This is a genomic window from Klebsiella sp. GFKo11 (assembly GCF_056490265.1).
Window position 1 is genome coordinate 398,240 of record NZ_CM151369.1, and the last position, 25,011, is coordinate 423,250.

The following is a 25,011-nucleotide window of genomic DNA, read 5'->3' on the forward strand; positions in this document are numbered from 1 at the left end:
CTCAGTCACCCAGGTATTGAATGGTGATGTGGTATTTAAACACGTGCTGTTCGATGCTGATGGGCTCGCTCTTGCCTTTGCGGTTCAGGTAGGTGATTTCGGTGACCAGCTTGCCGCGGGCGTTGCGTAGCTCGCGCTTGTCGCCGATATCGGTGAGCGTCCAGCCCTTCGACAGCTGTGGCTGCCAGGCGCTAATCGGCCAGTGGCTGAGCATCACGTCGGCCAGCACCTGGCTAGCTGGCGGCAGCTGCGGCACCACGATTGATTGTTCGGCATGCAGCCCTTTTTCATCGTAAGTGACGAGGAACAGGCGAATACCGACAGAGGAGAGTCCTGCCAGGGTGAGTTTTTTATCATCGGCGTTAAGCATCACCAGCAGCGACTGGGTTTTGCCGTTAAAACTGCCGGTGAGGAGCTGCTGGGAACTGACCGCCGGAGAGATCCCCGGCGCGGGTAGCGTCACGCGTGCGCCCGGCTCCAGCCACGCCTGTGGTCGGCCTTCTTGTTCGGGCTGTGAGTGGCTGCAACCGGCCAGCATCAGCGTGGCGACCAGCGCAGCGGCGCGCCAGAATGTCTGTTTAATCATCTTCTTTTTTTCTCTTTTTCCCTGGCATCGCCAGCGGTGACAGCAGGAAGGCGGTGAAAATGCCGCTTACCAGCACAATGCCAAAGCTACTGATAGCTTGGGTGGCGCTAAAAACCAGCATCCCCAGCGTGAGCAGGGTGGTTAGCATGGCCAACGTAATCGCTAAAAATGAGGTTAACGGCGTGCCGCGCGGATTGCTGAAAAACAGCGTGTAGTTAATGCCGATGCCGAGTACCAGCACCAGCGCCAGCAGCGAGAACAGATTGACTGCATGGCCGCTGAGCGCCAGCACCGCCAGACCGCAGCCCAGCGATAATACCGATGGCACGAGACTGATTAGCCCTTTGCGCCAGCCAAGCCGCACCATCGCGCCGCAGGCAATCACTGCCAGCGCCACCAATAGCAGGCCGGTCAGAATATGGCGATACAGCGCGAACAGTTCGTCAAAGCTGCTTTTACGATCCACCCACGCGACGCCGGAGTATTTCGTGCTGAGGGTGCTTAATGCAGCACTGTTTTTTATCCCTTCAACCGGTACCAGCACGCCGCTTTCGCCATCGGCCAGCGTTATCCACAGCAGCCGCCAGCCTTCGCTGGCCGGGCTGGTAAGCCAGGCATCGACCGTTACCGGCATAGCGTTAAGATCGGGATTTACCGTCGCTAGCCCGGCGTTGTTCAGGGCTTTGATGACGGCTGGCGCTGCGTTTTTCAGCAGGCTGAGATCCTGCTGCTGTCGGGCGAGTGAATTCAGCGCAATAGTGCGATAGCCGCCAAGCCATCCCTCTTTTTTCGCCTGCTCCAGCGCGGGGGTAAACAGTTCCAGCCGCTCCAGCGTTTGCTGTGCAGACTTGCCGTACACCACAAACCACTTCTGATCGACGCTCTGCCCGGTCAGCGCGGTAATCGCTTTTTCCTGTGCCAAAATATCCTGCGGCAGCGCCTGAAGCTGCGAGATATCATCGTCCACGCGCAGCGTCGCTATTCCCGCCAGTGAGAAGAGAGCCAGCGCCACCGGCAGGCCGACGGAAAGCTTTTTATTGCGTCGCCAGGCCGCAAGCCAGCGTAGCATCAGCACCATCGCCGGAACCGGGCGCACCGGCAGCCCACGACACAGCCACGGATGCCAGAAAATCACCGTCAGGCAGGAAGCGCTCAGGCCCACCGCCGCGAATACCGCCATCTGACGAATGCCGGGGAAGGGGGCGAGCATCATAATCAGATACGCCGCCACGGTGGTCAGCAGCGCCAGCAGCAGGGCATTGCGCACTTTGCTGAGGCTTTGCCACGGTGAGGTTTCTGCACCGTGCACCATCCGCTCGGTCAGATAGTAGAGCGTGTAGTCGGCGGAGATCCCGATGATGCTCATGCTCATCACCAGCGTCATCAGGTGCAGCTCGCCAAAAATCAGCAACGTGACGACGGTGCCCGCCAGCGCGCCAATGCCGATCGAAATCAGGCACAGCAGCAGCGGGCGCAGGGAACGGAACACCGCCACAATCAGCAAAATTACCCCAAACAGGGTGGCAACGCCGAGGGTCGAAACATCTCGCTTCGCCTGCTGGCTGGCGTAATCGCTGTAGAACATGGTCCCGCGAGACAACAGCTGCGCCTGCGGATATTGCGCCTTGAGCTCACCTTCCAGCGTATTGAGCGTGGTGACTAGCTGGTGCGTCTGCTGCATATCAAACGACGAACCGGCCAGCTCACCGTGCAGCAGGTACCAGTAGTTGCCCTGTTCATCCTGGGCCACCAGCCAGCCGTCCATCAGCCGCAGGCGCTGGCCGTTTTTGGCCATTGCCAACTGCGAGCCGCGCATCAGCATCAGCGGGTCGTTTTGCAGCTCTTTGCCGCTCACGCCGGAGAAGGCTGAGTAGAACTGGGAAAGAATCCACTGCGCCTGCGCCTCGCCGCCGTTTTGCAGGCGTGCGCGGGTGTCGCTATCGATCAGGCCGTTGCGGTGCTGCCAGAAGAAGGTGCCCCAGGCCTGCTGGCTGTCGGCGTCCATCGGGCCTTTGACCTCAGTCAGCGCCTGCGACTTCTGTAATAGCGATAACCAGCTGCGGGCAACCTGCGGGTCGGCTTTTTTCCCGGGGCTTACCAGCCAGACCAACTGCTGGTCAAGGCGTTGCATAAAGCCGTCGTTGAGGCTCGGTGGGATCGCGCCGAGCGCCTGTTTTGGCAGCATCGCCAGGACGCTGCTGTTAAGCCGTGCCTGAGGCAACAGCGTCAGCAACACGCCCAGCAGGATCAGGCAGGCGATTCCCCAGAACAGCGCGGGGCGTTTACTGGGCGGCAAAGCGTTGGCGTTCGTCATCGGTTAGCTGTGCGGGCGTCAGTTGGTGTTGGGAAAGGGCGATATCGGTGCGATCGCCCTGCTTATCGTTCAGTTGAATGCTCTCCAGATAGATTTTTCCGGCTAAATCGATGGTCGCGAAAATCTTATCCAGCGGCGTGGTGATCGGCGTCAGGCGCAGCGTCCAGCGGCCTTCGCCTTTGTCAGAAAACTCCACGCGGAAATTCTCTTCCAGCACTTTACGATCCGCCTGGAACAGCGCGCGCAGCAGATGGTTGAACTGGAACATTTGTGGGTTGTTCTCGGCGGTGATGGTTTGCGGCGGCTGGCCGTTGATCACCTGTACCATCCGTTTGTCATCGAGCAGCAGCTGCATCGGGAACGGGGCGGTTTGATCCCACAGTAAACCCTGTTCGCGAGCGATCAGCATTTTGCCCTGGGATCGCAGCGGCTGCGGCAGATCCTTGATGGTGCGGGTTTGATCGAAGTGAGCGCGAACCACCGGCTGTTCGGTAAAGCGCTGTTGCAGATCATCAAGCGTCAGGGCGCTGACGAAAGGGCTGATGAGCAGCGCCAGCAGTGGTAAGTATCTCATGGTGTGACCCCCATACGTTCGAACAGGATAGCCGGGCTGACGAAGCACAGTTCGCGGCTTTTTTCTTCCACCGCCACCTGGATGGTGTAGCCGGTAGTGGCACGCTTGCCGGTTTCGGCATCGAAAATTTCGTAACCAATGCGCAGACGGTTTTCGAACTCCTCAAGGCGGGCGCGTACGCGAATGCGCTGCTCAAAGGTCAGAGGGTTGCGGTACTTGACGCGGGTATCGACCACCGGCCACAGATAGCCCGATTCTTTCATCTGCCGATAGCCATAATCGAACTGATTCAGCAGCGCCTCGCGGGCAATTTCGAAATAGCGGAAATAGTTTCCGTGCCACGCCACGCCCATCATATCGACGTCGTGGAACGGAATGGTCAGCTCGACTTCAGCCGTAAAGCGGGGATCGTTAAGCACCCTTACTCCTTGTCTTTGGTATCCGGCAGCTGCCAGAAATCGAAAAAGTTAAACCAGTCGAGCGGCGACTGTAGCGCGTAGTGTTCCAGACGTTCGGCGTAGCGATCGATGGCTTGCTGTAATGCGTTTTGCCGGTCGGCGCGCGGCAACAGTAGCGGGTCGGCGAAAGGCTCGCAGTGAATACGCAGTTTCCCCTGTTGGCGCAGGGCGAAAATCAGATCCACCGGGCAGCGTAAAATAGAGGCGAGAATAAAAGGTCCCTGCGGGAAGGGGGCCGCTTGCCCCATAAAGTGGCTCCAGCAGACGCGCCATTCGCCGCCGCGTTGCGGGTTGACCGCAATGCGATCGCCGACGATGGCAATCCACTCGCCGCGATCCATCTTCTCTTTAAGCAGGATCGCGGTATCCGGGCCAATATCGGTTACCGGCAGCAGATTCAGCCCGGCCTGCGGGGCCATTTCTTGCATAATTTGCTTAAAGCGCTGGGCATTGTCGCTAAACACCAGCGCGTTGATGGTTTTGCTGCCCTGTAATTGCGCCAGCGCGCGACAGGCTTCAACATCGCCCAGATGCGAGGCCAGCAGCAGCTTGCCGCGTGGAGAGCTAACGTTGAGCGTCTCTTCAGCTCCTGGAGCAAAGACCACATCGCGGCCTAACCGCAGTTCGCCACGCCAGCTGGCAATTTTATCGAGCATCGCATCGCCAAAACGCAGGAAGTGCTGATAGCTGGTGAGCGATGGCGGCAGCGGCATCTGGCGAGCGGTTAGCTGTTCACGCACGCGAGCAATCCAGCGTTGGGAGGCTTTGCGGGCGGTGGTTGCCGTCAGCCAGTAAACGCCGACCACCGGGTAGAGCAGCAGGGAGAATGCTTTGCGCCCGAGTAATCGCCACACCAGTAGCATCAGGCGCATCCCCCATAATCCCTTTACTTCCTGCTGGCGCGCCCAGTGTGGCGATGCGCGGCGAAAAAGCAGCGACGGGATGCGCGGCAACATGCCAAAAAACAGGCGCGTGTGCATCCGTGAAATGCGCAGGTTGTCTTTGAGGGCATCGAAATGCGATAGCCCGTCCAGCGGATAGGTGACGCGGGTGGGGACAAAATAGCTGGTGTTACCTTGCCAGTAGAGGCGCACCATTACTTCGGTATCAAAATCCATTCGCTTGCCGAGCGTCACGCGCTGCGCCAGCTGTAGCGTCGGTGCTACCGGATAAACCCGAAAGCCGCACATGCTGTCTTTGAGCTGGAGCGAGAGCGTTTCAATCCACACCCAGACGTGAGTCACCCAGCGTCCGTACAGGCGCGAGCGGGGTATGGAATCGTCATAAATGGGTTGCCCGGAAATCAACGCTGTTGGATGGAGCTCTGCCAGCGCAAGCAGTTCAGGAATATCTTCAATGGCATGCTGGCCGTCGGCATCAACCTGCACCGCATGGCTGAATCCGGCCTCTGCCGCTGCCTGCATGCCGCAGATCGTCGCCGCACCTTTGCCTGAGTTAATCGGCAGGCGAATTAAGGTCAGATTTTTATCTTCTGCCGCCAGACGGGCCAGTTCATCCCGCGTGGCGTCGTCGCTGCCGTCGTCCACCACAATGCAGGGCAGGCCAAACGACTGAAGCCGCGCCAGCACGCTTGCCATCATTGCGCCGTGGTTGTAGCAGGGGATCAGTACGCAGGGCTGGAAGGCTATCGGCATAACCGGATTTTCCCGCTGCTGGTGGTGTGGCGCGCATCGCCATCATGGCGCTGATAGCTGAAGCTCAGCATCTGCCGCTCTTCTTGCCAGTTCAGGGTCAGCGTGACGGTGGTTTCCGGCAGCAGCGGGGCCTGAAATTTCACGTTCTGAATGCTGTGAAAACGCCAGCCGGGGGCGAGCAGCGTGGTGGCGTAATGCATTACCCAGTCCATCTGCGTGACGCCGGGCAGCAGCGGCTGCACGGCAAAATGTCCACGAAACCAGAACAGAGAAGGGTCGAGATGCAAAATGATTTCAACCTGATGAGGTTGTGCCTGATGGCGCTCAATTTCATGGGGTTTCATGAAATAACTCCTGTAATTGCGCATAGACACGCTTGTTCATACTGTTAACAGGGATTTCGTCAACCACCCGCCAGTAACGAGGAATAGCAACCGGCTCAAGCAATGCGCGCAGCGCTTTACGCCATGCTAATTCCTGGCTTTTACTCCAGCGTTCGCGGGCGTTGTCGTCCAGCACCAGCAATGCGCCAACGCCCTGACGGCTGCCGCGAGTCACTGGCAATACCGCCGCTTCAAGGATGCCATCCAGCGCCAGCAGGCGCTGCTCCACTTCGCCAAGTGAAATACGTTTCTCTTCAATTTTAACTATCCGGCCCCGACGCCCCGTCAGGCGAAACTGGCCGCTTTCTTCAAAATGCAGGGCATCGTCGAGTAACAGGCCGTTATCATCAGCAATCAGCGGAGAAAACACGCGAAATACGTCATTTTCAGCATGAAATCTGACGCCGGGAAAGGGCAACCATGCCGCGTCGTCTTGCTGGCGATGGCGCCAGGCGATAACGCCGGTTTCGGTACTGCCATAAATTTCGTCCGGCCAGACTTGCAGCCAACCGGCGGCCTGTGCGGCATCTTGCCAGGGCAGCATGCCGCCTGCGGACAAAATCAGTTCGACCGGTGGAGGCGTCAGCTGGTTGTCGAGGCGTTTGAGAAACGCCGGGCTGCTGATAAACGCATAGCGATGTTCATGGCTCAGGGCGGCCAGCTGTTCGGCGTACCAGGTCATGGCGGCATGCAGCGGCAGACCCAGCGTCATCGGCAGGAAGATACGAAACGTCAGGCCGTACAGATGCTGAGGGACCACCGAGGCCACGACCCGACAGCCTGCAAGACGGTCGGCAAAACGTGAGACGAGCAGTGCTGCTTCGCGGTCAAGGCGACTAATGGGCTTGATGACCCGCTTCGGCTGGCCGGTAGAGCCTGAAGTAAAGAGTTCAACGAAGGCGTTCTCGCGGATCGCTGGTAAAGAGATTTCGTGCGTTGCGGTTGCCATGGCAGAGTTGACAATCAGCTGCGCTCCCTGCCAGTCTAGCGGCTTATCGCTCAATACGCCGTCAAACAGCGCGCGCTGTTCGTTTAATAACGACACGCGGCAGTGACCGGGGATCACCGGCGTTTTTCCCGCATGCAGCGTCGCCAGCAGCGCCACGATAAACAGATAGCTGTTCTCAAAGCATAGCGCCCAGCGTTCAGCTTCCTGCTGATGCAGGTGCGTTATCAACTGGTCAACATCATGGCGTAGATGGCCGAGTGTCCAGGTGCAGTCTTCCTGCCATGCAATGGGCATCTCGGCTGGACGTTGGGCGCTGAGCCACTCTGAGAGTGGGAGGGGCTGCTTCATTGGATATCTCGTTTAATCACCCGGCGGCGGACTAACCACTCGCCCGCCATCAGCGTTCCCATCAACAGATAGGAGAGCATCCCGTTCCAGGCCGTCCACAGGGACATATCACCGCGTAGCGCGGTAAACAGCGCAATGCCGCCGTTGATGATGAAAAAGGCGCACCAGATTTGCGTCACGCGGCGGGTATAGCGCACGCCAGTATCCGCAAGAGCGGGCTCGCGCAGCCGCGCCAGACGTTCGACGATGGGCATGGATGACCATAGCGAACCGCCAAACACCGCCAGCATGACGGCGTTGACCACCACCGGGTAGAACAGCAGCAGCTGGTGCGTTTTAAGCAGATAGCTGGCAATGCACAGCGTCATGCCCGCTATCGCTACCACCTGGGTGACGATACGCAGCGGTCCCGCCTGTCGCCGGGTCTGACGAAAGCGTAAAAAAAGCAGCAGCGCCATCAGAGGCAGCAGCCAGTGCAGGCTGTTATGCGCCAGCCCAAACCAAATCAAAAATGGCCAGGCCAGAAGCAGTAAGCCCGTCAGCAGTGGGACCACCGGTAGCGAGCGAACGCCTGACATGACGAATCAGGCTTCTTTGAGCAGGCGTTCTACCGCGTCGACAACATCCTGCACGGTACGCACGGCTTTGAACTCTTCCGGCTTGATTTTCTTACCGGTTTTCTTTTGCAGATGCACGATCATATCAACAGCATCAATGCTGTCCAGCTCCAGATCGTCGTACAGGCGCGCCTCGGGCTTAATATCCTGTGGGTCGATTTCAAACAGCTTAACCAACAGCGTGGAGACTTCTTCGTAAATGGCTTTTTGATCGGTCATAACGGACTCTCCTCAGGCACGTTGCGCGTGAATGAAAGATGCCAGCGTGGCGACGGAAAAGAAGTGCTGGCGCATCTCTTCGCTCTCAGCCGACAGCACCACGCCATACTGGTTTTTCACTGCCAGACCGAGCTCCAGAGCATCGATTGAGTCCAGACCCAGACCATCGCCAAACAGCGCTGCTTCAGTGTCGATATCGTCAGCGGACAGCTCGTCCAGATTCAATGTGTTGATAATCAAATTTTTAATTTCAAGATAGAGCGCTTGCATCATTAATTCCTGTGCCAGGCGTAGTACCTGATTGTAATTGAAGCAAAAGATGCCGGTTCAACTGCCTTGCCGCCAGCGCCGGTTCTTGTAGATTTGCGTCGTAAAATTGGTCGATTTGCACCCGCTCGCCAACCGTAATGGTAAAGCGCGGTTTGGTTTGCGGTGCGTCATACCACTTGCTCTGTTTGCCCAGCATGTGCTCGCTGCAGCGGATAACCACCACGCGTAAATCGCTGCTACAGCGCACCGCGATATTAGCCGCGCCGCGTTGTAGCGTCATTTTTTCGCCGGGCAGCGTGCGCGTTCCCTCGGGAAAAATCAAAATAGTATCGCCTTGCTTTAAACGCTGACGACTGGCGGGCAGCAGGGCATCGGCTTGATCGTTAACCAGATAATCCGCGGCACGAATTACGCCGCTGAGGAAGGGATTTTTCAGCAGCGCACTTTTCACCAGACAGTCGGTTTCGGGCATGACGGACGCCAGCATGACGTAATCGATAAGGCTAGGGTGGTTGGCGACGACCAGGCAGCCGTGCTCCTGGCGTAAAATATCACCCCCTTCAATGCGGTAATCGAGTACGCCGACGGATTTTACTACGGTTAAAAAGAGTCGAAAACTTGCCGAAATACTGCGCCGCGCGAGGCGACGGCGGCGGGCCTTGTTGCGGACCGTCACCAGTAGCAGATTGAACCAGACAAGAGAGAGCAGCAGCCCGCCAATCCCGAACAGCGCGAAACAAAGGCCGGTCATCGCCGCTCGCCAGAGACGGTTTAGCTGTGACAAGACGCCGTTCATGCGCGGCTCCATAGCCACTGAACGCGCTCGCCGGGGAGCGTAAAGGCGTCGGCGTGTTGTAAATAGTGGCGTAAAAACAGCAGGCTTTGCGGCAGGGCGGTCTCTTCGCTGGGCACGCTTTGGCGCTGAGTTTGACACTGCCATTCGCTGCCTGCTTCAATCACCCATGCCGTCGCATAGGGCCAGGTTGGCATATCAGATGGCAGCTGTGGGTGATAAAACTCGGGCAGGAAGCCATCGAAATCGACCATTAGTACGCGCTGATAGCCCGCCTGTAACAGCCCCATCACTTCATATAAGCCCTGCTGGAAGGTATCTCGTCCGGCAGAAAGCGATGATGAGACTATCGGTTTTTTTGCCGCAATCGTCAGGTTACCCACGGCGGAGTTATGCACCGATAAGGCGAAATCGGTTGGCGAGAGCGCCTGCTCTGTTGCCAGAGCGTGGAGGATTCGGTAATTGCGCTCCAGCTCGCCGTGGCGGCTGGTGTACAGCAGCGCGTCGATATGATGACGGCGCAGCATCGCCAGCCCGCATTCTACGGCCAGCTTACTACCGGAACTGAGTCGGCGAGCGGTCATCATCGGCAGCTCGCTAAGCTTGGCCGGGGAGGCCGCTGGATCGATGGCGTGCAAATGCCGTGACCACTGAAGCCACTGTTCGCTGCCATTGACCCCAGGAGCCATGGCTTGCCAATCAACTATGTTTAATGAAAATGTCATCCACTCGCGTCCGCGATCGATCAATGATTCTGCTGGCGTTAATTTGAACGCCAAAACAGCGCTTAGCGCTGCTTTATTATTTTATTTTCTGGCATATCAATAAGGTATGCCCGACGCCTAAATTATCGTGGCGTTGTTCTATCTCGAATCCTGCCATTTCAAGATAGCGGTAAAACTTCTCTACGCTGTAGAAACGGCTATTCCCGTTGGCCATACAGGTAAAATAGAGCGAAGACGCATTCAGGCTAAATGAGGCCGCTTCAAATTTCTGCGCGTCCCAGAACAGTTCCAGAATGCATAACCTTGCGCCTGGTTTCATCACGCGCGCCACATTACTGAGCATGGTGACAATTTGTTCTGGCGAAAAGCAGTCAAGAAATTGGCTCATCCACCAGATATCAGCCTCTCCCGGCAGGCACTCGTCGCTCAGCATATCCACGGCATGAAAATCAATGCGATGAGACAGACCCGCATTTTCTATATTTTCGCGAGCCAGCGCAATTTGTTGTGGCAAGTCTAATAACGTTACCGCGATATTTTCATCATACTGGCAGCAGCGCAGCGCCCATTTTCCGGTATTTCCGCCTACATCGTACAGGGTTGCAGGCTGACTGGCGAATACATACGGCAGCGCAGCGTTGAAAGCGCCGTCAGAATAGTAATGATCAAATGCGAACCAGCTTTTACGCGCCGCCTGTGGGAGCTGCGATAATGCGGGATAAATGGTTGGCCAGTCGCCAAAAACTTTTAACCCAGAAGGCTTTCCTTCCTGCAACGCATTTTCTAAAAAGAACAATCCCTGATAGCAAACGTCCTGAGTGAAATCCATATTTACTCGGGTCATTGCATCATGAAGTAAGAAATGTCCTACTTTAGCGAGATAATATTGCCCCTCTTTATGGGTAAGGATGCGTCCGCTTAATCCCATATCCAGCAATACGCTGACGGCATATTCATTGACGTCGCAATCCGTGCAAATAGCTTCAAGCGTTGCGCCGAGTTTTCCTTGCTTATCGAGATAATCCAGGATGCCTGAATTGCGTAGGCATAATGCGGTTTGAAAGAGCATGGGGGCGAAAGCAATACGTTGCGCTTCCGTAATGGCATCCAGTGCGCTGAGAGAGTCCTTTTTGTACACGTTCGGCACAACCTTTTACAGTGTCAGTAGAGGGAGCGGGCCATTACTGGCCCGCATGTACTTCAGGGACAGAATTACAGAGCCGAATCTGCGGCCAGGTTAATCTGAATGTCTTTATCGAGGTTGTGTACCCAGCGATTATAGTTTCTATGAATTTTCCCGCCGGAAGCCATCAGGTTGAGGCTGCTATCGTAGTTGATGGAATAGCGGGTGGCAGAGTAGGTGATTTTTATTTCGGCAACATGGTCACGTGATTGCTGGCGGGCCTTGATGACCCCAGGACCTGCTTCTGACATAATCCATTCGCGTTGTGCGCCCGCTTTGATAATTGCTTTTTTGACCTGGGCTTCGGTATGACCTGCGCTTACAGTGGTCTGGATTTGCTCAATAGGCGCGGTACGTGCGCAGCCAGCCAAAGCACCGATAACCGCAATCGCGGCAGCCCAGCGAATAACCTTCTTCATGAATACTCCCTATCAATCTATTGGTCGAAAAATATTTTATACACCACTTGAATATATCGATATATGGATACAATAAAGTCATCTGTATTATTCTGTTTGATTGATGCATTTATCTGTTTTTAACGAGTGTATCAGCCAAATATTCTAATGTTATTAGATTATTAGTGCCGCATTAACACCAGTTGTAAATATAAATGCAAGGGAAAAAGTATAAATAAATTAACGTTTTCTATCAATAAATATAATCATTGAGGGATGATTTACTACTTTTTCTGGTGGCGTTTTGGGGATGGGTAGCAGGCGAATTATTAAGGGTGTCTGGTGTTTTAATATGGGGCTCTCAATGGACGCTGTTGGAGTTATCGTATTTCAATACAAAATACGATAACCCGTTGCTGCTGTAAAAAGTGGCTAGCCGGGCAGCCGGCTTTTGGGGCGTCCCGGTCCGAGCAAGAGGGCTAATTTGCTGCCGCCTTTAGTGGTCTCCATCCATATTTTGCATACGCTGGTTAACGGCACCGAAAGTAGCATACCCACCGGGCCAAGCAGCCACCCCCAAATCAGTAATGAGAGGAAAACCACCAGTGTAGACATCCCAAGACGGTGCCCCATCATGCGCGGTTCCAGAATATTGCCGATGATCATATGAACAACTAAAAAGAGTGCGCCAACCAGCAGGCATTCATAAAAACCGTTAAACAGCAGCGCCTGAATCATTGGCGGAACGGCGGAAATCACCGAACCAATATTGGGCACATAGTTCAACAGAAAAGCCAGGACTCCCCACATCAATGCAAACTGAATTCCCATTAACAGCAGCCCTAACCAGACGATAACCCCGGTCCACAGACTGAGCAGCGTTTTCAGCGCCAGATAATGTGAGACCCCTTTCAACGCCCGATGGAGACCGGCGATATGAATTTGCGGATTATTAAGCGCAAAGCGCAGCTTGTAGGGGACATGGCGAACTTCAAACAGCATGAAGACAACGGTCATAACCAGCAGGATGACGCTGGCCATAGCGCCCGACAGCCCGGTCATTAGCGCCGTCGTCAGGGTGACCAGCTTATCGGAATCGATGCGCTGTAGCATACGCTCCGGGGACATATGGGTATGCCAGAATGGCAGCATCTCCTGCAGGTGCATGACTTTTGCCGTCAGCTCCTTGTTGTACTTAGGCAGCATCGCGACGAATTCGTTAACCGAAGCGGCAAGCACGCCAATAAGCGCAGTGAGAACAATCAGCATTACTGCTACCACGAGAGTGATGGCTACGGGGCGCCGGACGCCGCGACGGATAAACCAGGTCACCAGGGGATTGAGGACAATGGCGAAGAAAAGCGCCAACAATAGCTGTACGATGATATCTGCCGCCGCATGAATACCCGCGAGGATAATGACCAGTGATGCCAGCTTAAGCAGGATATGCATGCCCGTTTTATCGGGCTGAGGGGTTGTCATTAACGGTTCCTTTCTTATGATTTTCATTAAGTGTAGCGGTTGGTTTGCTGCCGATATTCCTAATCTGGCTGCTGATTTAAAGCGTGCAGCATGGTAAAAATGAAACACTGTTGTAAAAATTTGGTGGACCCGATGCCTGAAGCCGCTGCCGAACCGGCACTCAATGGACTGCGTCTCAATCTGCGGATTGTCTCGGTGGTTATCTTTAACTTTGCCAGCTACATGACGATTGGGCTGCCGCTGGCGGTGTTGCCGGGTTATGTTCATGACGTGATGGGGTTCAGCGCGTTCTGGGCGGGTCTGGTTATTAGCCTCCAGTATTTCGCCACGCTGCTGAGCCGCCCTCATGCCGGGCGCTACGCCGACCTGCTTGGGCCGAAAAAAATCGTCGTTTTTGGCCTGTGCGGCTGCTTTCTGAGCGGGCTGTGCTATCTGCTGGCGGCGTTTAGCGGCGGCTGGCCGATGGTGAGCTTGCTCCTGCTGTGCCTTGGGCGCGTTATTCTTGGTATCGGACAAAGCTTTGCAGGCACAGGTTCGACGCTATGGGGCGTCGGTGTTGTCGGTTCGCTGCATATCGGCAGAGTGATTTCGTGGAACGGTATCGTGACCTACGGCGCAATGGCGATGGGCGCACCGCTCGGCGTGCTTTGTTATTCCCTAATCGGCCTGCACGGTCTGGCGTTCACCATTATGGCGGTGGCGCTGGTGGCGGTACTGTGCGCACTGCCGCGTGCAGCGGTGAAAGCGGGTAAGGGCAAAGCGATGTCGTTTCGCGCGGTGCTGGGACGGGTCTGGCTCTACGGGATGGCCCTGGCCCTGGCTTCGGCCGGTTTTGGCGTTATCGCCACCTTTATCACCCTGTTTTATGACGCCAAAGGTTGGGATGGCGCGGCCTTCGCGTTAACGCTGTTTAGCTGTGCGTTTGTCGGCACCCGCCTGCTGTTTCCCAATGGGATTAATCGTCTTGGCGGGCTGAACGTGGCGATGATCTGCTTTGTGGTTGAGATTATTGGGCTGCTGCTGGTGGGACTGGCGGAGACGACGCTGATGGCGAAAATCGGTACTTTCCTGGCCGGGGCAGGTTTCTCATTGGTGTTCCCGGCGCTTGGCGTGGTGGCAGTGAAGGCCGTGCCGCAGCAGAATCAGGGATCGGCGCTGGCAACCTATACGGTGTTTATGGATCTCTCATTGGGGATCACCGGTCCGCTTGCCGGATTATTGATGGCGTGGGCGGGGATTTCTTCGATTTATCTGGCGGCGGCGGGGCTGGTGGCGGTAGCGTTGCTGTTGGGGTGGCGGTTAAAAAAACGGCCCCCGGTCGGTGAACCGGAGGCCGTAGCGTCAGGCCAGTAGTTACTGAATGACGAGAGTGTTGATGATGTTTTCTGCTTCAGTCTGCGCTTGCTGCTGGTTATCCGCCGGTAGCGTGACCTGCAGGGTCAGCAGTTTGTCGTCAACTTTTCCGAGGAGCACAGAAGACCATGCGGTCTGGCCCTTCGCGGAGATAATGCTGTCGAGCTGCTGCAGCGTGTGACCCTTAATCTCAACGGATTTATTGGTTACGACCTGCAGCTGCGGATCGCGACTGCGCTGCTGCTCTTCCAGACGCTGCGCCATCACGGCCAAATCTTCATTGGTGCTGTCGCCAACAATCACAATCACCGCTTTCTGGCCGGTGGCATCAGAGTAGACGTGCATATTGTTGGCCTGGGTGCCCAGCTTGCCGCTCTGATCGGTCATACCTGCCGGTAGAGAGAAGCTCAGTTTGCCATCCAGCAGACTAATAGGTTGCCCGCTGGCGTTACTTTCCGCTGCAGCCCCGGCAGTCGGCGTTTTTGTGTCGCTGTTATCACAGGCCGCAAGCCCCATAACCAGCAGGCCAATACCGACATATTTAACCAAATTGCGCATTGACATCTTCCTTTCGATAAACGGCCATTAACGGCTCATCCGCGTATCTTATCACATCACTCTGTGAGTACTCTTAACCTGGCTGCAATGCCGATAAATCGGATTTATCTGCCAGCTTTTTCATTAGCATATTCAACAGCATGCCGTACATCGGCAGGAAGAAAACGATGCTAATCAGCACTTTGAAGCAATAATCGACGATGGCGATTTCTCCCCAGTGCGCCGCCATAAACGGGTCCGGGCTGCGCCAGAAGGCGATAAAGAAGAAGGCCAGGGTATCGCTGACGTTACCGAAGAGGGTCGATGCGGTCGGCGCCAGCCACCAGCGACGGTTTTGACGCAGGCGGTTAAAGACGTGGACATCGAGGATTTGCCCCAGCGCGTAGGCCATAAAGCTGGCGGCGGCGATACGAGCGACAAACAGGTTAAAGCTGGTTAAGGCGGCAAAACCCTGCCATTCACCCATATAGAACAGCGCAGAAACCCCGTAGGAGATCACCAGCGCCGGGATCATGACCGCGAGGATAATGCGTCGCGCCAGCGGAGCGCCGAAAATCCGCACCGTAAGATCGGTGGCAAGGAAAATAAACGGAAAGCTGAACGCGCCCCAGGTGGTATGAAAACCAAAGATGGAGATCGGTAGCTGCACCAGATAGTTACTGGAAGTGATGACCAGCAGATGGAAAAGCGATAGCCAGATCAGCGCTTTTTTACGCTGTACGGTAGTAAACGGACTCATATTGTGACCTTTTTAGTGGTTGGGGTGAGGGAACCCAATAAAAACGGCTGCATGATACTGCGTTGGGTGCGTAATGCAATGGTTGTTTTTCGCGCAAACGTTAACCTGGCTTGCGTACTGATGAACTGGGGGTAAACTAGGGGCGTTTTGTTGATATGAGATGAAAATGAGCGAACTTTTCTCCAGCCCTGACCATACTCTTGATGCGCAGGGGCTTCGTTGCCCGGAACCGGTGATGATGGTGCGTAAGACCGTGCGTACGATGCCGGTGGGCGAGACGCTGCTGATTGTCGCCGACGATCCGGCAACCACCCGCGATATCCCCGGTTTTTGCCGCTTTATGGAACACGAGCTGCTGGCGCAGGAAACCGAGGCGCTGCCGTACCGTTATCTGATTCGTAAAAGCCACTGATCTGCTTCTGGTTTCCCCGGAGGCGGTGCTTCGCACCTGTCCGGGCTACAAAAACCAGCCTGTAGCCCGGGCAAGGCGCTCTGCGCCGCCCCCGGGGTGGATACTACTTCTTACGCAACAACCGCAACGCGTTGGCGGTGACCAGCACCGTCGCTCCGGTATCCGCCAACACCGCCAGCCACAGGCCGGTCAGGCCGAGCAGGGTGGTGACGAGGAAGATCCCCTTAAGACCCAGCGCGATGGCGATGTTCTGCCGAATATTGGCGTGGGTGGCGCGGGCCAGCGAAATCATCTGCGCCAGCCCGGTTAAGCGGTTATGGGTTAACGCTGCGTCGGCGGTCTCCAGGGCGACGTCGGTGCCGCTACCCATAGCGATACCTATAGTCGCGGCTTTCATTGCCGGGGCATCGTTGATACCGTCGCCGACCATTGCCAGCGGCGCGTCCGCGTTGAGCGCCATGACCGCCTGCACTTTATCCGCAGGCAGCAGCCCGGCGCGAAATTCCAGCCCCAGCTCGCTGGCGATAGCCGCCGCCGCGCGCGGGTTATCACCGGTAAGGATCACCCCCTGAACGCCCAGTTGATGTAGCTCATCGACCGCCTGGCGGGCATCGTCGCGCAACGTATCGCGCAGCGCCAGAATCCCCAGCAGTACCTCATCGCGCATCACCAGCACCACCGTTTGTCCGGCGCTTTCCAGTTGCTGAATACGTTCCTCATACTGCGGGTCGCTATTTTTGCTGGCGGCGCAAATTAGCACCCGACGGCCTTCTACTTCCGCCTCAATGCCGGAACCGGCCAGCGCGCGCTGGGCGTGGGCTAGCGGAATGGCGAGCTGGCGCTGTTCTGCTTCCCACACCACGGCTTGGGCTAATGGGTGGCTGGAGCCTTGTTCCACGGCGGCGGCCAGCGCCAGCAGATCGTTTTCAACGATTTCGGCGGTTGCGATAACGGCGGTGACCCGTGGCTGGCCGATGGTCAGGGTACCGGTTTTATCAAACGCGACCTGGCGCACGCGTCCTAATTGCTCCAGCGCCGCGCCGCCCTTAATCAGCGCGCCGCGACGTGCCGCTACCGCCAGCCCGGAGGTAATCGCTGCCGGGGTGGAAATCACCAGCGCGCACGGGCAGCCAATCAGCAGCAACGTTAAGCCTTTGTAGATCCACGGCATCCATTCACTCGCAAACAGCAGCGGTGGCATGATGGCGACCAGCAGAGCGACGACCATTATCGCTGGGGTATAGATGCGGCTAAAGCGATCGATAAAACGCTCAATTGGCGCCCGGCGCTCTTCCGCTTCTTCAATCAGCTTCAGGATGCGATCGATAGCGCTGTCGCCCGGCTCTGAGATAACCGTTAACTGGACCAGACGATCGACGCTGGTTGCGCCTGCCGCCACCCGTTCACCGGCATTACGTTCTACCGGTACGGACTCACCGGTTAAGGCACTCTCATCAAAGCTGGCGAAAGGAGACAGCAACTGACCATCAGCAGGCAGGCGGCCCCCGGCGGCGACTTCAATCACGTCGCCAGGGCGCAGGTCGCGCTGGGCAACCGTTTCGCGTACGCCGTCGCGAATGCGAATTGCGGTGTCGGGTTTCAGCGCCATCAATGCGCTAACCCCCTGACGCGCGCGGCTGGCGGCCCAGCCCTCAAGGCGTTCGCCAATTAAGAACAGCAGCAGCACCATCGCTGCTTCGGCGGTCGCACCGATAAACAGCGCGCCGATAGCGGCAACGCTCATCAGGGTTTCAATGGCGAACCAACTCCCGCTTTTAATCAGGCGAAGCGCCTGACGGGCGACGGGCCACAGGCCGACGAGGGTGGTGGCGATGAACGCTAGTTCGCCAAAGGGATGGTTGAACTGCTCTAGCCCCCAGCTCAGGGCCATCATCACGACCAGCGTGATAAGCGCCAGATTCTCGCGCAGCCACGAGGTTTTTTCCTCTTGCTGTGGCGCGTTTTCATCACGCAGTTTGTAGCCTGCGGCGCGCACCGCGCTTTCGACCTGCGGGCGAATATCGGCATCAGCGTTGACCAGCAGTTTTTCAGTAGCGAACAGCACCTGAACCTGGCTGACGCCTGGCACCTGGCGAACCGCAGTTTCCACCTTGCGGGCGCAGGCCGCGCAGTCCATTCCCTCGACCAACCAGCTATAGCGCGCGCCATTCAGCGCTTCATTTTCGACGATGGTTTCATTGGTACAAGCGTGGTCCGTGCAGCAGCTTTCAGGCGCCTGGGCAGTGGGCGCGAATTTTAATGAAGAGAATTGTGGGACTTTTTTATCCTGCGATTCTGGAGTCGACATAGTACCCTCCGGGTAATGATAATTTTCTCATTACCCGAATGATACACTCTGGAGTCGACTCCAGAGTCAAGCGCTTAATTACAAATAAAGCGCGCGGACGATCAGGAAGTGCCCGGCGAAGTAAAATGCGGAGGAGATGGCGTTATCGGCACGGAAACGACGGCGATAATGGCTGATAAGCCAGACGGCGTTACCCAGCAACAGGAATGCCGCGCCAACGAAACCGGACAGCGCGGTATCGGTCGGGCGGGCGAACCACAGCTCACCGGCCAGCCAGACCATCACCAGCGTCATGCCGATAAAGGTAAACACCGGCATTCGCATCTCTTCTAGTCGGGTCCAGATAATCGCCAGCAGCAGAGCGCCAAGGATCAGCAATATTAGCGGCAGCGGCCAGAAGAACGACAGCGTTAGCTGGCTGGCAAACCAAATGGTGTAGAGCAGATGCGAGAGAAAGAACGCTCCCACGGCGTACATCACCCGCTGGCGAGGCAGCAACGTGAGCGCATCGCCAACCAGCGAGGCGCAAAGACCGGCCAGCACCAGATAGCTGATGGCGTTGAACATCGGCGCTTGCCAGGCCAGTAACAGAAGCAGGATCAACGTGACGGGCTTAAACACCCAACGACGCCAGGCGGGTCCACGATAAGATGCATCGACGTAAAGCCATGCGGAGAAACAGACAGCAATAAATGACCAAAGCATAGTAAGTCCCTGTATCTGTTATCATTAAGTAAGTGATTGTACTTACGGTACTGAATCTCAGTGTAGTGGTTTGCTGAGGAAGATGACAATGTAATACTCTTAATCCTGATAATTCCTGGGGGCAAGGTGAATGAGTAAAGTTCCGCTTTTTTTTATGGTTGCCGTTGCCGTCATTGTGGTCGCCGCATCGTATCGTTATGTGCAGCAGCGTCGGGAAAAGATGGAGAACGATGCCGCGCCGCTGTTACAAAAGCGGGTGGTGGTGAGCAATAAGCGGGAGAAGGTGCTTAACGATCGTCGCTCACGCCAGCAGACGGTGACGCCTGCCGGCAGCGAGATGCGTTATGAGGCCAGCTTCAGGCCGGAAGCTGGCGGACTGGAAGTGGTTTTTCGTTTGCAGGCACCGCAGTATCATGCGCTGAGCGTCGGCGATAAGGGGATGCTGAGCTACAAAGGTTCGCGGTTTGTGAGTTTTGCGCCGGATCCCTGAGCGCTTTTGCCCGACACTATTTCTTCTTCAGAGTCGCCTTGAGCTTTTTTTGCCAGGCGACCAGTTCGAACACGCCGAAGACGAAAATCCGAACCTGCTCGAAGCGCCCCAGCGGCGGCATCTCTTTCGTCTGCGTCGCCTTCAGCAGCGTCAACTGCAGGCCGTGCATCAGGATCATAAAGATCAGCGCCACGTTAACGAAGATATTCAGCGGCTTTGGGAACGGTTGAAACAGATTCAGCAATAAAAACGCCCACACGCACAGCATCAGCAAGCGGCCAAAATTAATCAGCATGGTTTTCTCCCTGGACCTCATGTTGGTAAAGGCGGTAGGCGACCTGTCCGGCCACTTTCTCTCGATACAGATGCCAGCTTGCAGGCACCGGCGGTAAGCCGTTTTCGACTTCACTCTCAATGTAGATTAGCGCTTCATCGTTAAGCCAGCCGTTGCTTTCCAGCAATTTCAGCGTCTCTTCGAGTAGCCCTTTACGGAAAGGGGGATCGACAAACACGATATCGTGCGGCGTACCTGTCTGAGCAAGAAACGCTAAGGTATTGGTATTGACGACTTTACCGTTGCTGGCCTTCAGCGTGGCCAGATTCTTTTGCAACTGTTGGGCGACGCCGCGCTCCATTTCCAGCAGCGTGGCGTTCGCCGCGTAGCGGGATAGAGCTTCAAGGCCCAGCGCGCCGCTACCGGCGAAGCAGTCGAGGCATTTTGCGTCGACGATGGTGGGTGATAGCCAGTTAAAAAGCGTTTCGCGAACCCGGTCGGTTGTCGGGCGCAGACCCGGGCTCTCCGGCACCGGTAATTTGCGGCCTCGCCATTGCCCGCCGATAATGCGGATCTGGCCGCTGCCTGCGTGGTTTGGTTTCTTCATTTTTTTGCTCAAGTCTCAACTTCCGGGCTGCTATTCTAACGATCGATAGCGGTTGACGAAACCTTAATCCGGGGGCGGTGATGCGAGTTAAGTTAAGTGGTAGACTATCCGACTAATTTCATCATTTTTTCAGCTTCCGCGACAGATATGCCGAAGCTGTGCCATGAATAAACAGCGAGGAGTGTAGTCGCAAATGGCGAAAGACAAGAAACGTGGCTTCTTTTCCTGGCTGGGCTTTGGACAAAAAGAGCAGGAGCAGGGAACAGAAACAGAACAAAAAGTAGAAGCTCAGCAAGAGGTTGAAGAGCAATCTCCGGCGACTGAATCGCCAGTGGAAACGGTTGTTGCGCCTGAAACGGTTGTTGCGCCTGAAACGATTGAAGCGCCTGCTGCGGAAAAAGAAGATGCGGAAGCCTTCGCTGCCGATATCGTTGAGGTAACCGAGCAGGTTGTGGAAAACGAGCAGCCGCAGGCGGTCGTTGAAGCCCCGGTTGCTGAAGAAAATATCGTCCCACCGGTCGCTTATCAGCCTGAAGCTGCGGTTGAGGAGATTGTGGAACAGTCGGTGCCTGAAGAAGCCGTTGCCGAGCCACTGATTGAAGAAGTCATCGCCGAGCCGGTTGTTGCTGAAGCCGTGGCTGAAAATATACCGGAAGAGGTGATTGCCGAACCGGAAGTCGTGGTCGTTGAAGAGCTGATGGTTGAAGAACCGATAGAAGACGACGCGGAGCCGGAAATTTCTGACGAAGAGCTCGAATCGCAGGCTCTGGCTGCAGCGGATGCGGCAGAAAATGCCATTGAAGTGGTGCCGGATGAAACCGTCGTCACGCAGCTTGAGCAAGAAAAACCGACCAAAGAAGGCTTCTTCGCTCGCCTCAAACGTAGCCTGGTAAAAACCAAACAGAACCTCGGTTCCGGATTTATCAGCTTGTTCCGCGGCAAGAAAATCGACGATGATCTGTTTGAAGAGCTGGAAGAGCAGCTGCTGATTGCCGATGTTGGCGTGGAGACCACCCGTAAGATCATCGCTAATCTTACCGAAGGCGCCAGCCGTAAACAGCTTCGCGACGCGGAAGCGCTATACGGCCTGCTGAAAGAAGAGATGGGCGATATTCTTGCTAAAGTGGACGAGCCGCTAAACGTTGAAGGCAAAACGCCATTTGTTATTCTGATGGTCGGCGTCAATGGCGTCGGTAAAACCACCACCATCGGCAAGCTGGCGCGTCAGTTCGAGCAGCAGGGTAAATCGGTGATGCTGGCGGCAGGGGATACCTTCCGTGCGGCAGCCGTTGAGCAGCTCCAGGTTTGGGGTCAGCGTAACAATATTCCAGTGATTGCACAGCACACTGGTGCGGACTCAGCATCGGTTATTTTCGATGCCATCCAGGCGGCGAAGGCGCGTAATGTTGACGTCCTGATTGCCGATACCGCAGGCCGCCTGCAGAATAAATCGCACCTGATGGAAGAACTGAAGAAGATTGTCCGCGTCATGAAAAAACTGGATGTCGATGCGCCGCATGAAGTCATGCTGACGATTGACGCCAGCACCGGGCAGAACGCGATTAGCCAGGCCAAACTGTTCCATGAAGCGGTTGGACTGACCGGTATCACCTTGACTAAGCTGGATGGTACCGCCAAAGGCGGGGTTATCTTCTCGGTTGCTGACCAGTTCAGTATTCCAATTCGCTATATCGGTGTTGGCGAACGTATTGAAGATCTGCGTCCGTTTAATGCGGGCGACTTTATTGAGGCACTTTTTGCCCGAGAGGATTAAGAATGATTCGCTTTGAACAAGTCAGCAAAGCCTATCTCGGTGGGAGACAAGCGCTGCAGGGGGTCAATTTCCACCTGCAGTCAGGCGAGATGGCGTTTCTGACCGGCCATTCCGGCGCGGGGAAAAGTACCCTGCTGAAGCTTATCTGCGGTATTGAACGGCCCAGCGCCGGGAAAATCTTATTTGGCGGCCACGATATTAGCCGTCTCAAAAGCCGTGAGGTGCCGTTTTTGCGCCGCCAAATCGGTATGATTTTCCAGGATCACCACCTGCTGATGGACAGGACCGTATTTGATAACGTGGCGATTCCGCTGATCATTGCGGGTGCCAGCGGCGATGACATTCGTCGTCGCGTATCGGCGGCGCTGGATAAAGTGGGCCTGCTGGACAAAGCGAAAAACCTTCCCATTCAGCTTTCGGGTGGTGAGCAGCAGCGTGTGGGTATTGCCCGCGCGGTGGTGAACAAGCCTGCGGTGCTGTTGGCGGATGAACCGACGGGTAACCTCGACGAAGCGCTGTCGGAAGGGATTTTACGTCTGTTTGAAGAGTTTAACCGCGTTGGGGTGACGGTTCTGATGGCAACGCATGCCCTGGGGCTTATCTCCAGCCGTCCGTACCGCGTCCTGTCCCTCAGCGACGGGCATATGCATGGAGGCCGTATCGGTGAATAAACGCGAGGCAATGAACCACATTCGCCGGTTCGGTAATCGATTCGATCGTTTTCGCAACACGACGGGCGCAGGCGGTAGCGGCGGGCGCAATTCGTCAAAACGGCCAAAAGCGGCACCGAATCCGGCTTCCCGTAAGAGTAACGTGTTTAATGAACAGGTGCGCTACGCCTGGAACGGCGCGCTTCAGGATCTGAAAAGCACGCCGCTGGCGACTTTCCTGACGGTAATGGTGATCGCCATTTCACTGACGCTACCGAGCGTGTGCTACATGGTGTACAAAAACGTCAGCACCGCCGCGACGCAGTATTATCCGACGCCGCAAATCACCGTCTATCTGGAAAAAACGCTGGATGACGATGCCGCCGCCCGGGTCGTTGGTCAGCTACAGGCCGAGCAGGGCGTAGAAAAGGTAAACTACCTGTCGCGCGATGAAGCCCTTGGCGAGTTCCGCAACTGGTCAGGTTTTGGCGGCGCGCTGGATATGCTGGAAGAAAACCCGCTGCCGGCGGTCGCGATTGTGGTGCCGAAGATTGATTTCCAGAGCGTTGAGGCGCTGAACACGCTGCGTGACCGGGTGAGTCATGTTCAGGGCGTTGATGAAGTGCGTATGGATGACAGCTGGTTTGCGCGGCTCTCGTCGTTGACCGGGCTGGTTGGGCGCGTTTCGGCGATGATCGGTGTGCTGATGATTGCGGCGGTATTCCTGGTTATCGGCAACAGTGTGCGTTTAAGCATCTTTGCCCGTCGCGATACTATCAACGTGCAGAAACTTATTGGCGCGACCGATGGCTTTATTCTGCGTCCGTTCCTGTATGGCGGCGCGCTGTTAGGTTTCTCCGGCGCATTTTTGTCGCTGATTCTGTCAGAAATTATGGTGATGCGCCTGTCGTCGGCGGTCACCGAAGTGGCGAAAGTGTTCGGTACTCAGTTCGAGCTCAGTGGTTTAGGCTTCGATGAATGCCTGTTGATGCTGCTGGTTTGTTCGATGATTGGTTGGGTTGCGGCCTGGCTGGCAACCGTTCAACATTTACGTCACTTTACTCCCGAGTAATAAAAATCTGGTATAATCTTTCCCTGCACTGAATGTCTCTCTGCAGGGAAAGAGTCCCTGTCGGCTCTTCCCTTTAGTTCATCTCCATGTCACATTTTGTGCGTAATCTATTCACATCATTGCATGGAACTTGTGGATAAAATCACTGTCTGATACTAATGTGAGTGATATTCTCGTTGCTCATCAATGCTGGCATGTTTGTTGCTCCGTTGTGAGGACAGAATGATGTCAGAAGATATCGATTGAGAGGATTTGAATGACCAAAGATATGCAAACTTTAGCCTTAGCCCCCGTTGGTAACCTGGAATCGTACATCCGGGCTGCGAACACTTGGCCGATGTTATCGGCTGATGAAGAGCGGGAGCTTGCTGAAAAGCTGCATTACCAGGGCGATCTGGAAGCAGCGAAAAAGCTGATCCTGTCTCACCTGCGCTTTGTTGTTCATATTGCTCGTAATTACTCGGGCTATGGCCTGCCGCAGGCGGATTTGATTCAGGAAGGTAATATCGGCCTGATGAAAGCCGTGCGCCGTTTTAACCCGGAAGTGGGCGTGCGCCTGGTTTCCTTCGCCGTGCACTGGATCAAAGCGGAAATTCACGAATACGTGCTGCGTAACTGGCGTATCGTGAAGGTCGCAACCACTAAAGCGCAGCGTAAGCTGTTCTTTAACCTGCGTAAAACTAAGCAGCGTCTGGGCTGGTTCAACCAGGATGAAGTGGAAATGGTTGCCCGTGAGCTGGGCGTGTCGAGCAAAGACGTGCGTGAGATGGAGTCACGTATGGCAGCGCAGGACATGACCTTCGATATGTCGTCGGATGATGAGTCCGATAGCCAGCCGATGGCACCGGTGCTCTATCTGCAGGATAAAACGTCTAACTTTGCCGACGGCATTGAAGACGACAACTGGGAAGAGCAGGCGGCGAATAAGCTGACCGACGCGATGCAGGGCCTCGACGAGCGTAGCCAGGATATTATCCGCGCCCGCTGGCTGGACGAAGATAACAAGTCCACGCTGCAGGAACTGGCAGATCGTTACGGCGTTTCGGCTGAACGTGTACGTCAGCTTGAAAAGAACGCCATGAAAAAACTGCGCGCTGCTATTGAAGCCTGATTCA

Annotated in this window: 28 protein-coding genes; 7 read left to right on the forward strand and 21 right to left on the reverse strand. The window is 55.8% G+C overall.

All coding sequences use genetic code 11. The features are described from left to right. Position 1: 1 nt before the first annotated feature. The 15 genes from AC07P6_RS01815 to AC07P6_RS01885 all read right to left on the reverse strand — a co-directional run bounded on the left by AC07P6_RS01815 (position 2) and on the right by AC07P6_RS01885 (position 12,954). Complete coding sequence (locus AC07P6_RS01815) at positions 2-586, reverse strand: DUF3261 domain-containing protein (RefSeq protein WP_478315541.1); 585 nt, start codon at positions 584-586, stop codon at positions 2-4. Further along, positions 579-2,900, reverse strand: coding sequence for an MMPL family transporter (locus tag AC07P6_RS01820; protein WP_478315542.1), 2,322 nt, complete (start codon positions 2,898-2,900; stop codon positions 579-581). Before AC07P6_RS01820 ends, AC07P6_RS01815 begins: the two co-directional genes overlap by 8 nt. Then, positions 2,869-3,474, reverse strand: coding sequence for a LolA family protein (locus AC07P6_RS01825; protein WP_478315543.1), 606 nt, complete (start codon positions 3,472-3,474; stop codon positions 2,869-2,871). The genes AC07P6_RS01820 and AC07P6_RS01825 overlap by 32 nt, the downstream gene beginning before the upstream one ends. Beyond that, positions 3,471-3,893: an acyl-CoA thioesterase gene (locus AC07P6_RS01830; RefSeq protein WP_182235182.1), complete on the reverse strand. Its 423-nt coding sequence runs from the start codon at positions 3,891-3,893 to the stop codon at positions 3,471-3,473. Before AC07P6_RS01830 ends, AC07P6_RS01825 begins: the two co-directional genes overlap by 4 nt. 2 nt (positions 3,894-3,895) lie before the next feature. Continuing rightward, entirely contained in the window at positions 3,896-5,587 is a 1,692-nt protein-coding gene (locus AC07P6_RS01835) for a glycosyltransferase family 2 protein (RefSeq protein ID WP_478315544.1), read from the reverse strand. After that, positions 5,578-5,931, reverse strand: coding sequence for an ApeI family dehydratase (locus AC07P6_RS01840; RefSeq protein ID WP_478315545.1), 354 nt, complete (start codon positions 5,929-5,931; stop codon positions 5,578-5,580). The genes AC07P6_RS01835 and AC07P6_RS01840 overlap by 10 nt, the downstream gene beginning before the upstream one ends. Next, complete coding sequence (locus tag AC07P6_RS01845; protein ID WP_478315546.1) at positions 5,918-7,267, reverse strand: AMP-binding protein; 1,350 nt, start codon at positions 7,265-7,267, stop codon at positions 5,918-5,920. Before AC07P6_RS01845 ends, AC07P6_RS01840 begins: the two co-directional genes overlap by 14 nt. Beyond that, entirely contained in the window at positions 7,264-7,845 is a 582-nt protein-coding gene (locus tag AC07P6_RS01850; protein ID WP_304253948.1) for a COG4648 family protein, read from the reverse strand. The genes AC07P6_RS01845 and AC07P6_RS01850 overlap by 4 nt, the downstream gene beginning before the upstream one ends. Before the next feature lie 6 nt (positions 7,846-7,851). Then, entirely contained in the window at positions 7,852-8,103 is a 252-nt protein-coding gene (locus AC07P6_RS01855) for an acyl carrier protein (RefSeq protein WP_110274883.1), read from the reverse strand. A 12-nt stretch (positions 8,104-8,115) separates the two neighbouring features. After that, a complete protein-coding gene (locus AC07P6_RS01860) occupies positions 8,116-8,373 on the reverse strand; it encodes a phosphopantetheine-binding protein (protein ID WP_024131035.1) in 258 nt (85 codons plus the stop codon). Continuing rightward, on the reverse strand, positions 8,354-9,169 hold the full coding sequence (locus AC07P6_RS01865) for a lysophospholipid acyltransferase family protein (protein WP_478315547.1): 816 nt from the start codon (positions 9,167-9,169) through the stop codon (positions 8,354-8,356). Before AC07P6_RS01865 ends, AC07P6_RS01860 begins: the two co-directional genes overlap by 20 nt. Then, complete coding sequence (locus tag AC07P6_RS01870) at positions 9,166-9,891, reverse strand: beta-ketoacyl synthase chain length factor (RefSeq protein WP_478315548.1); 726 nt, start codon at positions 9,889-9,891, stop codon at positions 9,166-9,168. The genes AC07P6_RS01865 and AC07P6_RS01870 overlap by 4 nt, the downstream gene beginning before the upstream one ends. A 76-nt stretch (positions 9,892-9,967) precedes the next feature. Further along, positions 9,968-11,029 (reverse strand): class I SAM-dependent methyltransferase, encoded by a 1,062-nt coding sequence (locus tag AC07P6_RS01875; RefSeq protein ID WP_434661250.1) that lies wholly within the window; start codon positions 11,027-11,029, stop codon positions 9,968-9,970. Positions 11,030-11,103: 74 nt separating this feature from the next. Beyond that, a complete protein-coding gene (locus AC07P6_RS01880) occupies positions 11,104-11,493 on the reverse strand; it encodes an LptM family lipoprotein (protein ID WP_304253944.1) in 390 nt (129 codons plus the stop codon). Positions 11,494-11,904: 411 nt separating this feature from the next. Next, entirely contained in the window at positions 11,905-12,954 is a 1,050-nt protein-coding gene (locus AC07P6_RS01885) for an AI-2E family transporter (RefSeq protein ID WP_182235174.1), read from the reverse strand. 132 nt (positions 12,955-13,086) lie between these two features. Here AC07P6_RS01885 and AC07P6_RS01890 point away from each other — a divergent pair, with 132 nt between their 5' ends. Continuing rightward, positions 13,087-14,307, forward strand: a complete 1,221-nt coding sequence (locus AC07P6_RS01890) for an MFS transporter (protein ID WP_182235173.1) — start codon at positions 13,087-13,089, stop codon at positions 14,305-14,307. Here AC07P6_RS01890 and AC07P6_RS01895 read toward each other — a convergent pair whose 3' ends face one another. Together AC07P6_RS01895 and AC07P6_RS01900 are read right to left on the reverse strand one after the other, a co-directional pair. Next, positions 14,308-14,865, reverse strand: coding sequence for a DcrB family lipoprotein (locus AC07P6_RS01895; RefSeq protein ID WP_110274889.1), 558 nt, complete (start codon positions 14,863-14,865; stop codon positions 14,308-14,310). It lies immediately after the preceding gene. A gap of 73 nt (positions 14,866-14,938) precedes the next feature. Then, the gene (locus AC07P6_RS01900; RefSeq protein WP_110274890.1) at positions 14,939-15,604 is read right to left on the reverse strand and encodes a 7-cyano-7-deazaguanine/7-aminomethyl-7-deazaguanine transporter; all 666 of its coding nucleotides are present in this window, start codon (positions 15,602-15,604) and stop codon (positions 14,939-14,941) included. Between the two features lie 166 nt (positions 15,605-15,770). Between AC07P6_RS01900 and tusA the strand changes: the two genes are divergently transcribed. Continuing rightward, on the forward strand, positions 15,771-16,016 hold the full coding sequence (gene tusA, locus AC07P6_RS01905; RefSeq protein WP_004106582.1) for a sulfurtransferase TusA: 246 nt from the start codon (positions 15,771-15,773) through the stop codon (positions 16,014-16,016). A 103-nt stretch (positions 16,017-16,119) separates the two neighbouring features. On the opposite strand, the gene zntA is transcribed toward tusA, so the two are convergent. Continuing rightward, complete coding sequence (zntA, locus tag AC07P6_RS01910) at positions 16,120-18,324, reverse strand: Zn(II)/Cd(II)/Pb(II) translocating P-type ATPase ZntA (protein WP_478315550.1); 2,205 nt, start codon at positions 18,322-18,324, stop codon at positions 16,120-16,122. Between the two features lie 78 nt (positions 18,325-18,402). Next, on the reverse strand, positions 18,403-19,029 hold the full coding sequence (locus AC07P6_RS01915; RefSeq protein ID WP_110274892.1) for a lysoplasmalogenase: 627 nt from the start codon (positions 19,027-19,029) through the stop codon (positions 18,403-18,405). A gap of 130 nt (positions 19,030-19,159) precedes the next feature. On the opposite strand from AC07P6_RS01915, the gene AC07P6_RS01920 reads away from it, so the two are divergent. Further along, on the forward strand, positions 19,160-19,519 hold the full coding sequence (locus tag AC07P6_RS01920; protein ID WP_478315552.1) for a DUF2500 domain-containing protein: 360 nt from the start codon (positions 19,160-19,162) through the stop codon (positions 19,517-19,519). Between the two features lie 16 nt (positions 19,520-19,535). Here the strand turns inward: AC07P6_RS01920 and AC07P6_RS01925 are convergent, their stop codons facing one another. Together AC07P6_RS01925 and rsmD are read right to left on the reverse strand one after the other, a co-directional pair. Next, on the reverse strand, positions 19,536-19,814 hold the full coding sequence (locus AC07P6_RS01925; protein WP_110274894.1) for a DUF1145 family protein: 279 nt from the start codon (positions 19,812-19,814) through the stop codon (positions 19,536-19,538). Further along, a complete protein-coding gene (gene rsmD, locus AC07P6_RS01930; protein WP_110274895.1) occupies positions 19,804-20,400 on the reverse strand; it encodes a 16S rRNA (guanine(966)-N(2))-methyltransferase in 597 nt (198 codons plus the stop codon). The genes AC07P6_RS01925 and rsmD overlap by 11 nt, the downstream gene beginning before the upstream one ends. Positions 20,401-20,593: 193 nt before the next feature. Here rsmD and ftsY point away from each other — a divergent pair, with 193 nt between their 5' ends. From ftsY to rpoH, 4 genes are all read left to right on the forward strand, one after another. Further along, positions 20,594-22,174 (forward strand): signal recognition particle-docking protein FtsY, encoded by a 1,581-nt coding sequence (gene ftsY, locus AC07P6_RS01935; RefSeq protein WP_478315553.1) that lies wholly within the window; start codon positions 20,594-20,596, stop codon positions 22,172-22,174. 2 nt (positions 22,175-22,176) lie between these two features. Then, complete coding sequence (gene ftsE, locus AC07P6_RS01940) at positions 22,177-22,845, forward strand: cell division ATP-binding protein FtsE (protein ID WP_142513353.1); 669 nt, start codon at positions 22,177-22,179, stop codon at positions 22,843-22,845. After that, on the forward strand, positions 22,838-23,896 hold the full coding sequence (ftsX, locus tag AC07P6_RS01945; RefSeq protein ID WP_112214873.1) for a permease-like cell division protein FtsX: 1,059 nt from the start codon (positions 22,838-22,840) through the stop codon (positions 23,894-23,896). Before ftsE ends, ftsX begins: the two co-directional genes overlap by 8 nt. A 256-nt stretch (positions 23,897-24,152) precedes the next feature. Continuing rightward, complete coding sequence (gene rpoH, locus AC07P6_RS01950) at positions 24,153-25,007, forward strand: RNA polymerase sigma factor RpoH (protein ID WP_004106554.1); 855 nt, start codon at positions 24,153-24,155, stop codon at positions 25,005-25,007. The last annotated feature ends 4 nt before the right edge of the window (positions 25,008-25,011 follow it).

Coding starts and splice junctions, on each gene's coding strand:
- AC07P6_RS01815 (WP_478315541.1), bottom strand. CDS start 586: ATGATTAAACAGACATTCTGGCGCGCCGCTGCGCTGGTCGCCACGCTG.
- AC07P6_RS01820 (WP_478315542.1), bottom strand. CDS start 2,900: ATGACGAACGCCAACGCTTTGCCGCCCAGTAAACGCCCCGCGCTGTTC.
- AC07P6_RS01825 (WP_478315543.1), bottom strand. CDS start 3,474: ATGAGATACTTACCACTGCTGGCGCTGCTCATCAGCCCTTTCGTCAGC.
- AC07P6_RS01835 (WP_478315544.1), bottom strand. CDS start 5,587: ATGCCGATAGCCTTCCAGCCCTGCGTACTGATCCCCTGCTACAACCAC.
- AC07P6_RS01840 (WP_478315545.1), bottom strand. CDS start 5,931: ATGAAACCCCATGAAATTGAGCGCCATCAGGCACAACCTCATCAGGTT.
- AC07P6_RS01845 (WP_478315546.1), bottom strand. CDS start 7,267: ATGAAGCAGCCCCTCCCACTCTCAGAGTGGCTCAGCGCCCAACGTCCA.
- AC07P6_RS01850 (WP_304253948.1), bottom strand. CDS start 7,845: ATGTCAGGCGTTCGCTCGCTACCGGTGGTCCCACTGCTGACGGGCTTA.
- AC07P6_RS01855 (WP_110274883.1), bottom strand. CDS start 8,103: ATGACCGATCAAAAAGCCATTTACGAAGAAGTCTCCACGCTGTTGGTT.
- AC07P6_RS01860 (WP_024131035.1), bottom strand. CDS start 8,373: ATGCAAGCGCTCTATCTTGAAATTAAAAATTTGATTATCAACACATTG.
- AC07P6_RS01865 (WP_478315547.1), bottom strand. CDS start 9,169: ATGAACGGCGTCTTGTCACAGCTAAACCGTCTCTGGCGAGCGGCGATG.
- AC07P6_RS01870 (WP_478315548.1), bottom strand. CDS start 9,891: ATGACATTTTCATTAAACATAGTTGATTGGCAAGCCATGGCTCCTGGG.
- AC07P6_RS01880 (WP_304253944.1), bottom strand. CDS start 11,493: ATGAAGAAGGTTATTCGCTGGGCTGCCGCGATTGCGGTTATCGGTGCT.
- AC07P6_RS01885 (WP_182235174.1), bottom strand. CDS start 12,954: ATGACAACCCCTCAGCCCGATAAAACGGGCATGCATATCCTGCTTAAG.
- AC07P6_RS01890 (WP_182235173.1), top strand. CDS start 13,087: ATGCCTGAAGCCGCTGCCGAACCGGCACTCAATGGACTGCGTCTCAAT.
- AC07P6_RS01895 (WP_110274889.1), bottom strand. CDS start 14,865: ATGCGCAATTTGGTTAAATATGTCGGTATTGGCCTGCTGGTTATGGGG.
- AC07P6_RS01900 (WP_110274890.1), bottom strand. CDS start 15,604: ATGAGTCCGTTTACTACCGTACAGCGTAAAAAAGCGCTGATCTGGCTA.
- tusA (WP_004106582.1), top strand. CDS start 15,771: ATGAGCGAACTTTTCTCCAGCCCTGACCATACTCTTGATGCGCAGGGG.
- zntA (WP_478315550.1), bottom strand. CDS start 18,324: ATGTCGACTCCAGAATCGCAGGATAAAAAAGTCCCACAATTCTCTTCA.
- AC07P6_RS01915 (WP_110274892.1), bottom strand. CDS start 19,029: ATGCTTTGGTCATTTATTGCTGTCTGTTTCTCCGCATGGCTTTACGTC.
- AC07P6_RS01920 (WP_478315552.1), top strand. CDS start 19,160: ATGAGTAAAGTTCCGCTTTTTTTTATGGTTGCCGTTGCCGTCATTGTG.
- AC07P6_RS01925 (WP_110274894.1), bottom strand. CDS start 19,814: ATGCTGATTAATTTTGGCCGCTTGCTGATGCTGTGCGTGTGGGCGTTT.
- rsmD (WP_110274895.1), bottom strand. CDS start 20,400: ATGAAGAAACCAAACCACGCAGGCAGCGGCCAGATCCGCATTATCGGC.
- ftsY (WP_478315553.1), top strand. CDS start 20,594: ATGGCGAAAGACAAGAAACGTGGCTTCTTTTCCTGGCTGGGCTTTGGA.
- ftsE (WP_142513353.1), top strand. CDS start 22,177: ATGATTCGCTTTGAACAAGTCAGCAAAGCCTATCTCGGTGGGAGACAA.
- rpoH (WP_004106554.1), top strand. CDS start 24,153: ATGACCAAAGATATGCAAACTTTAGCCTTAGCCCCCGTTGGTAACCTG.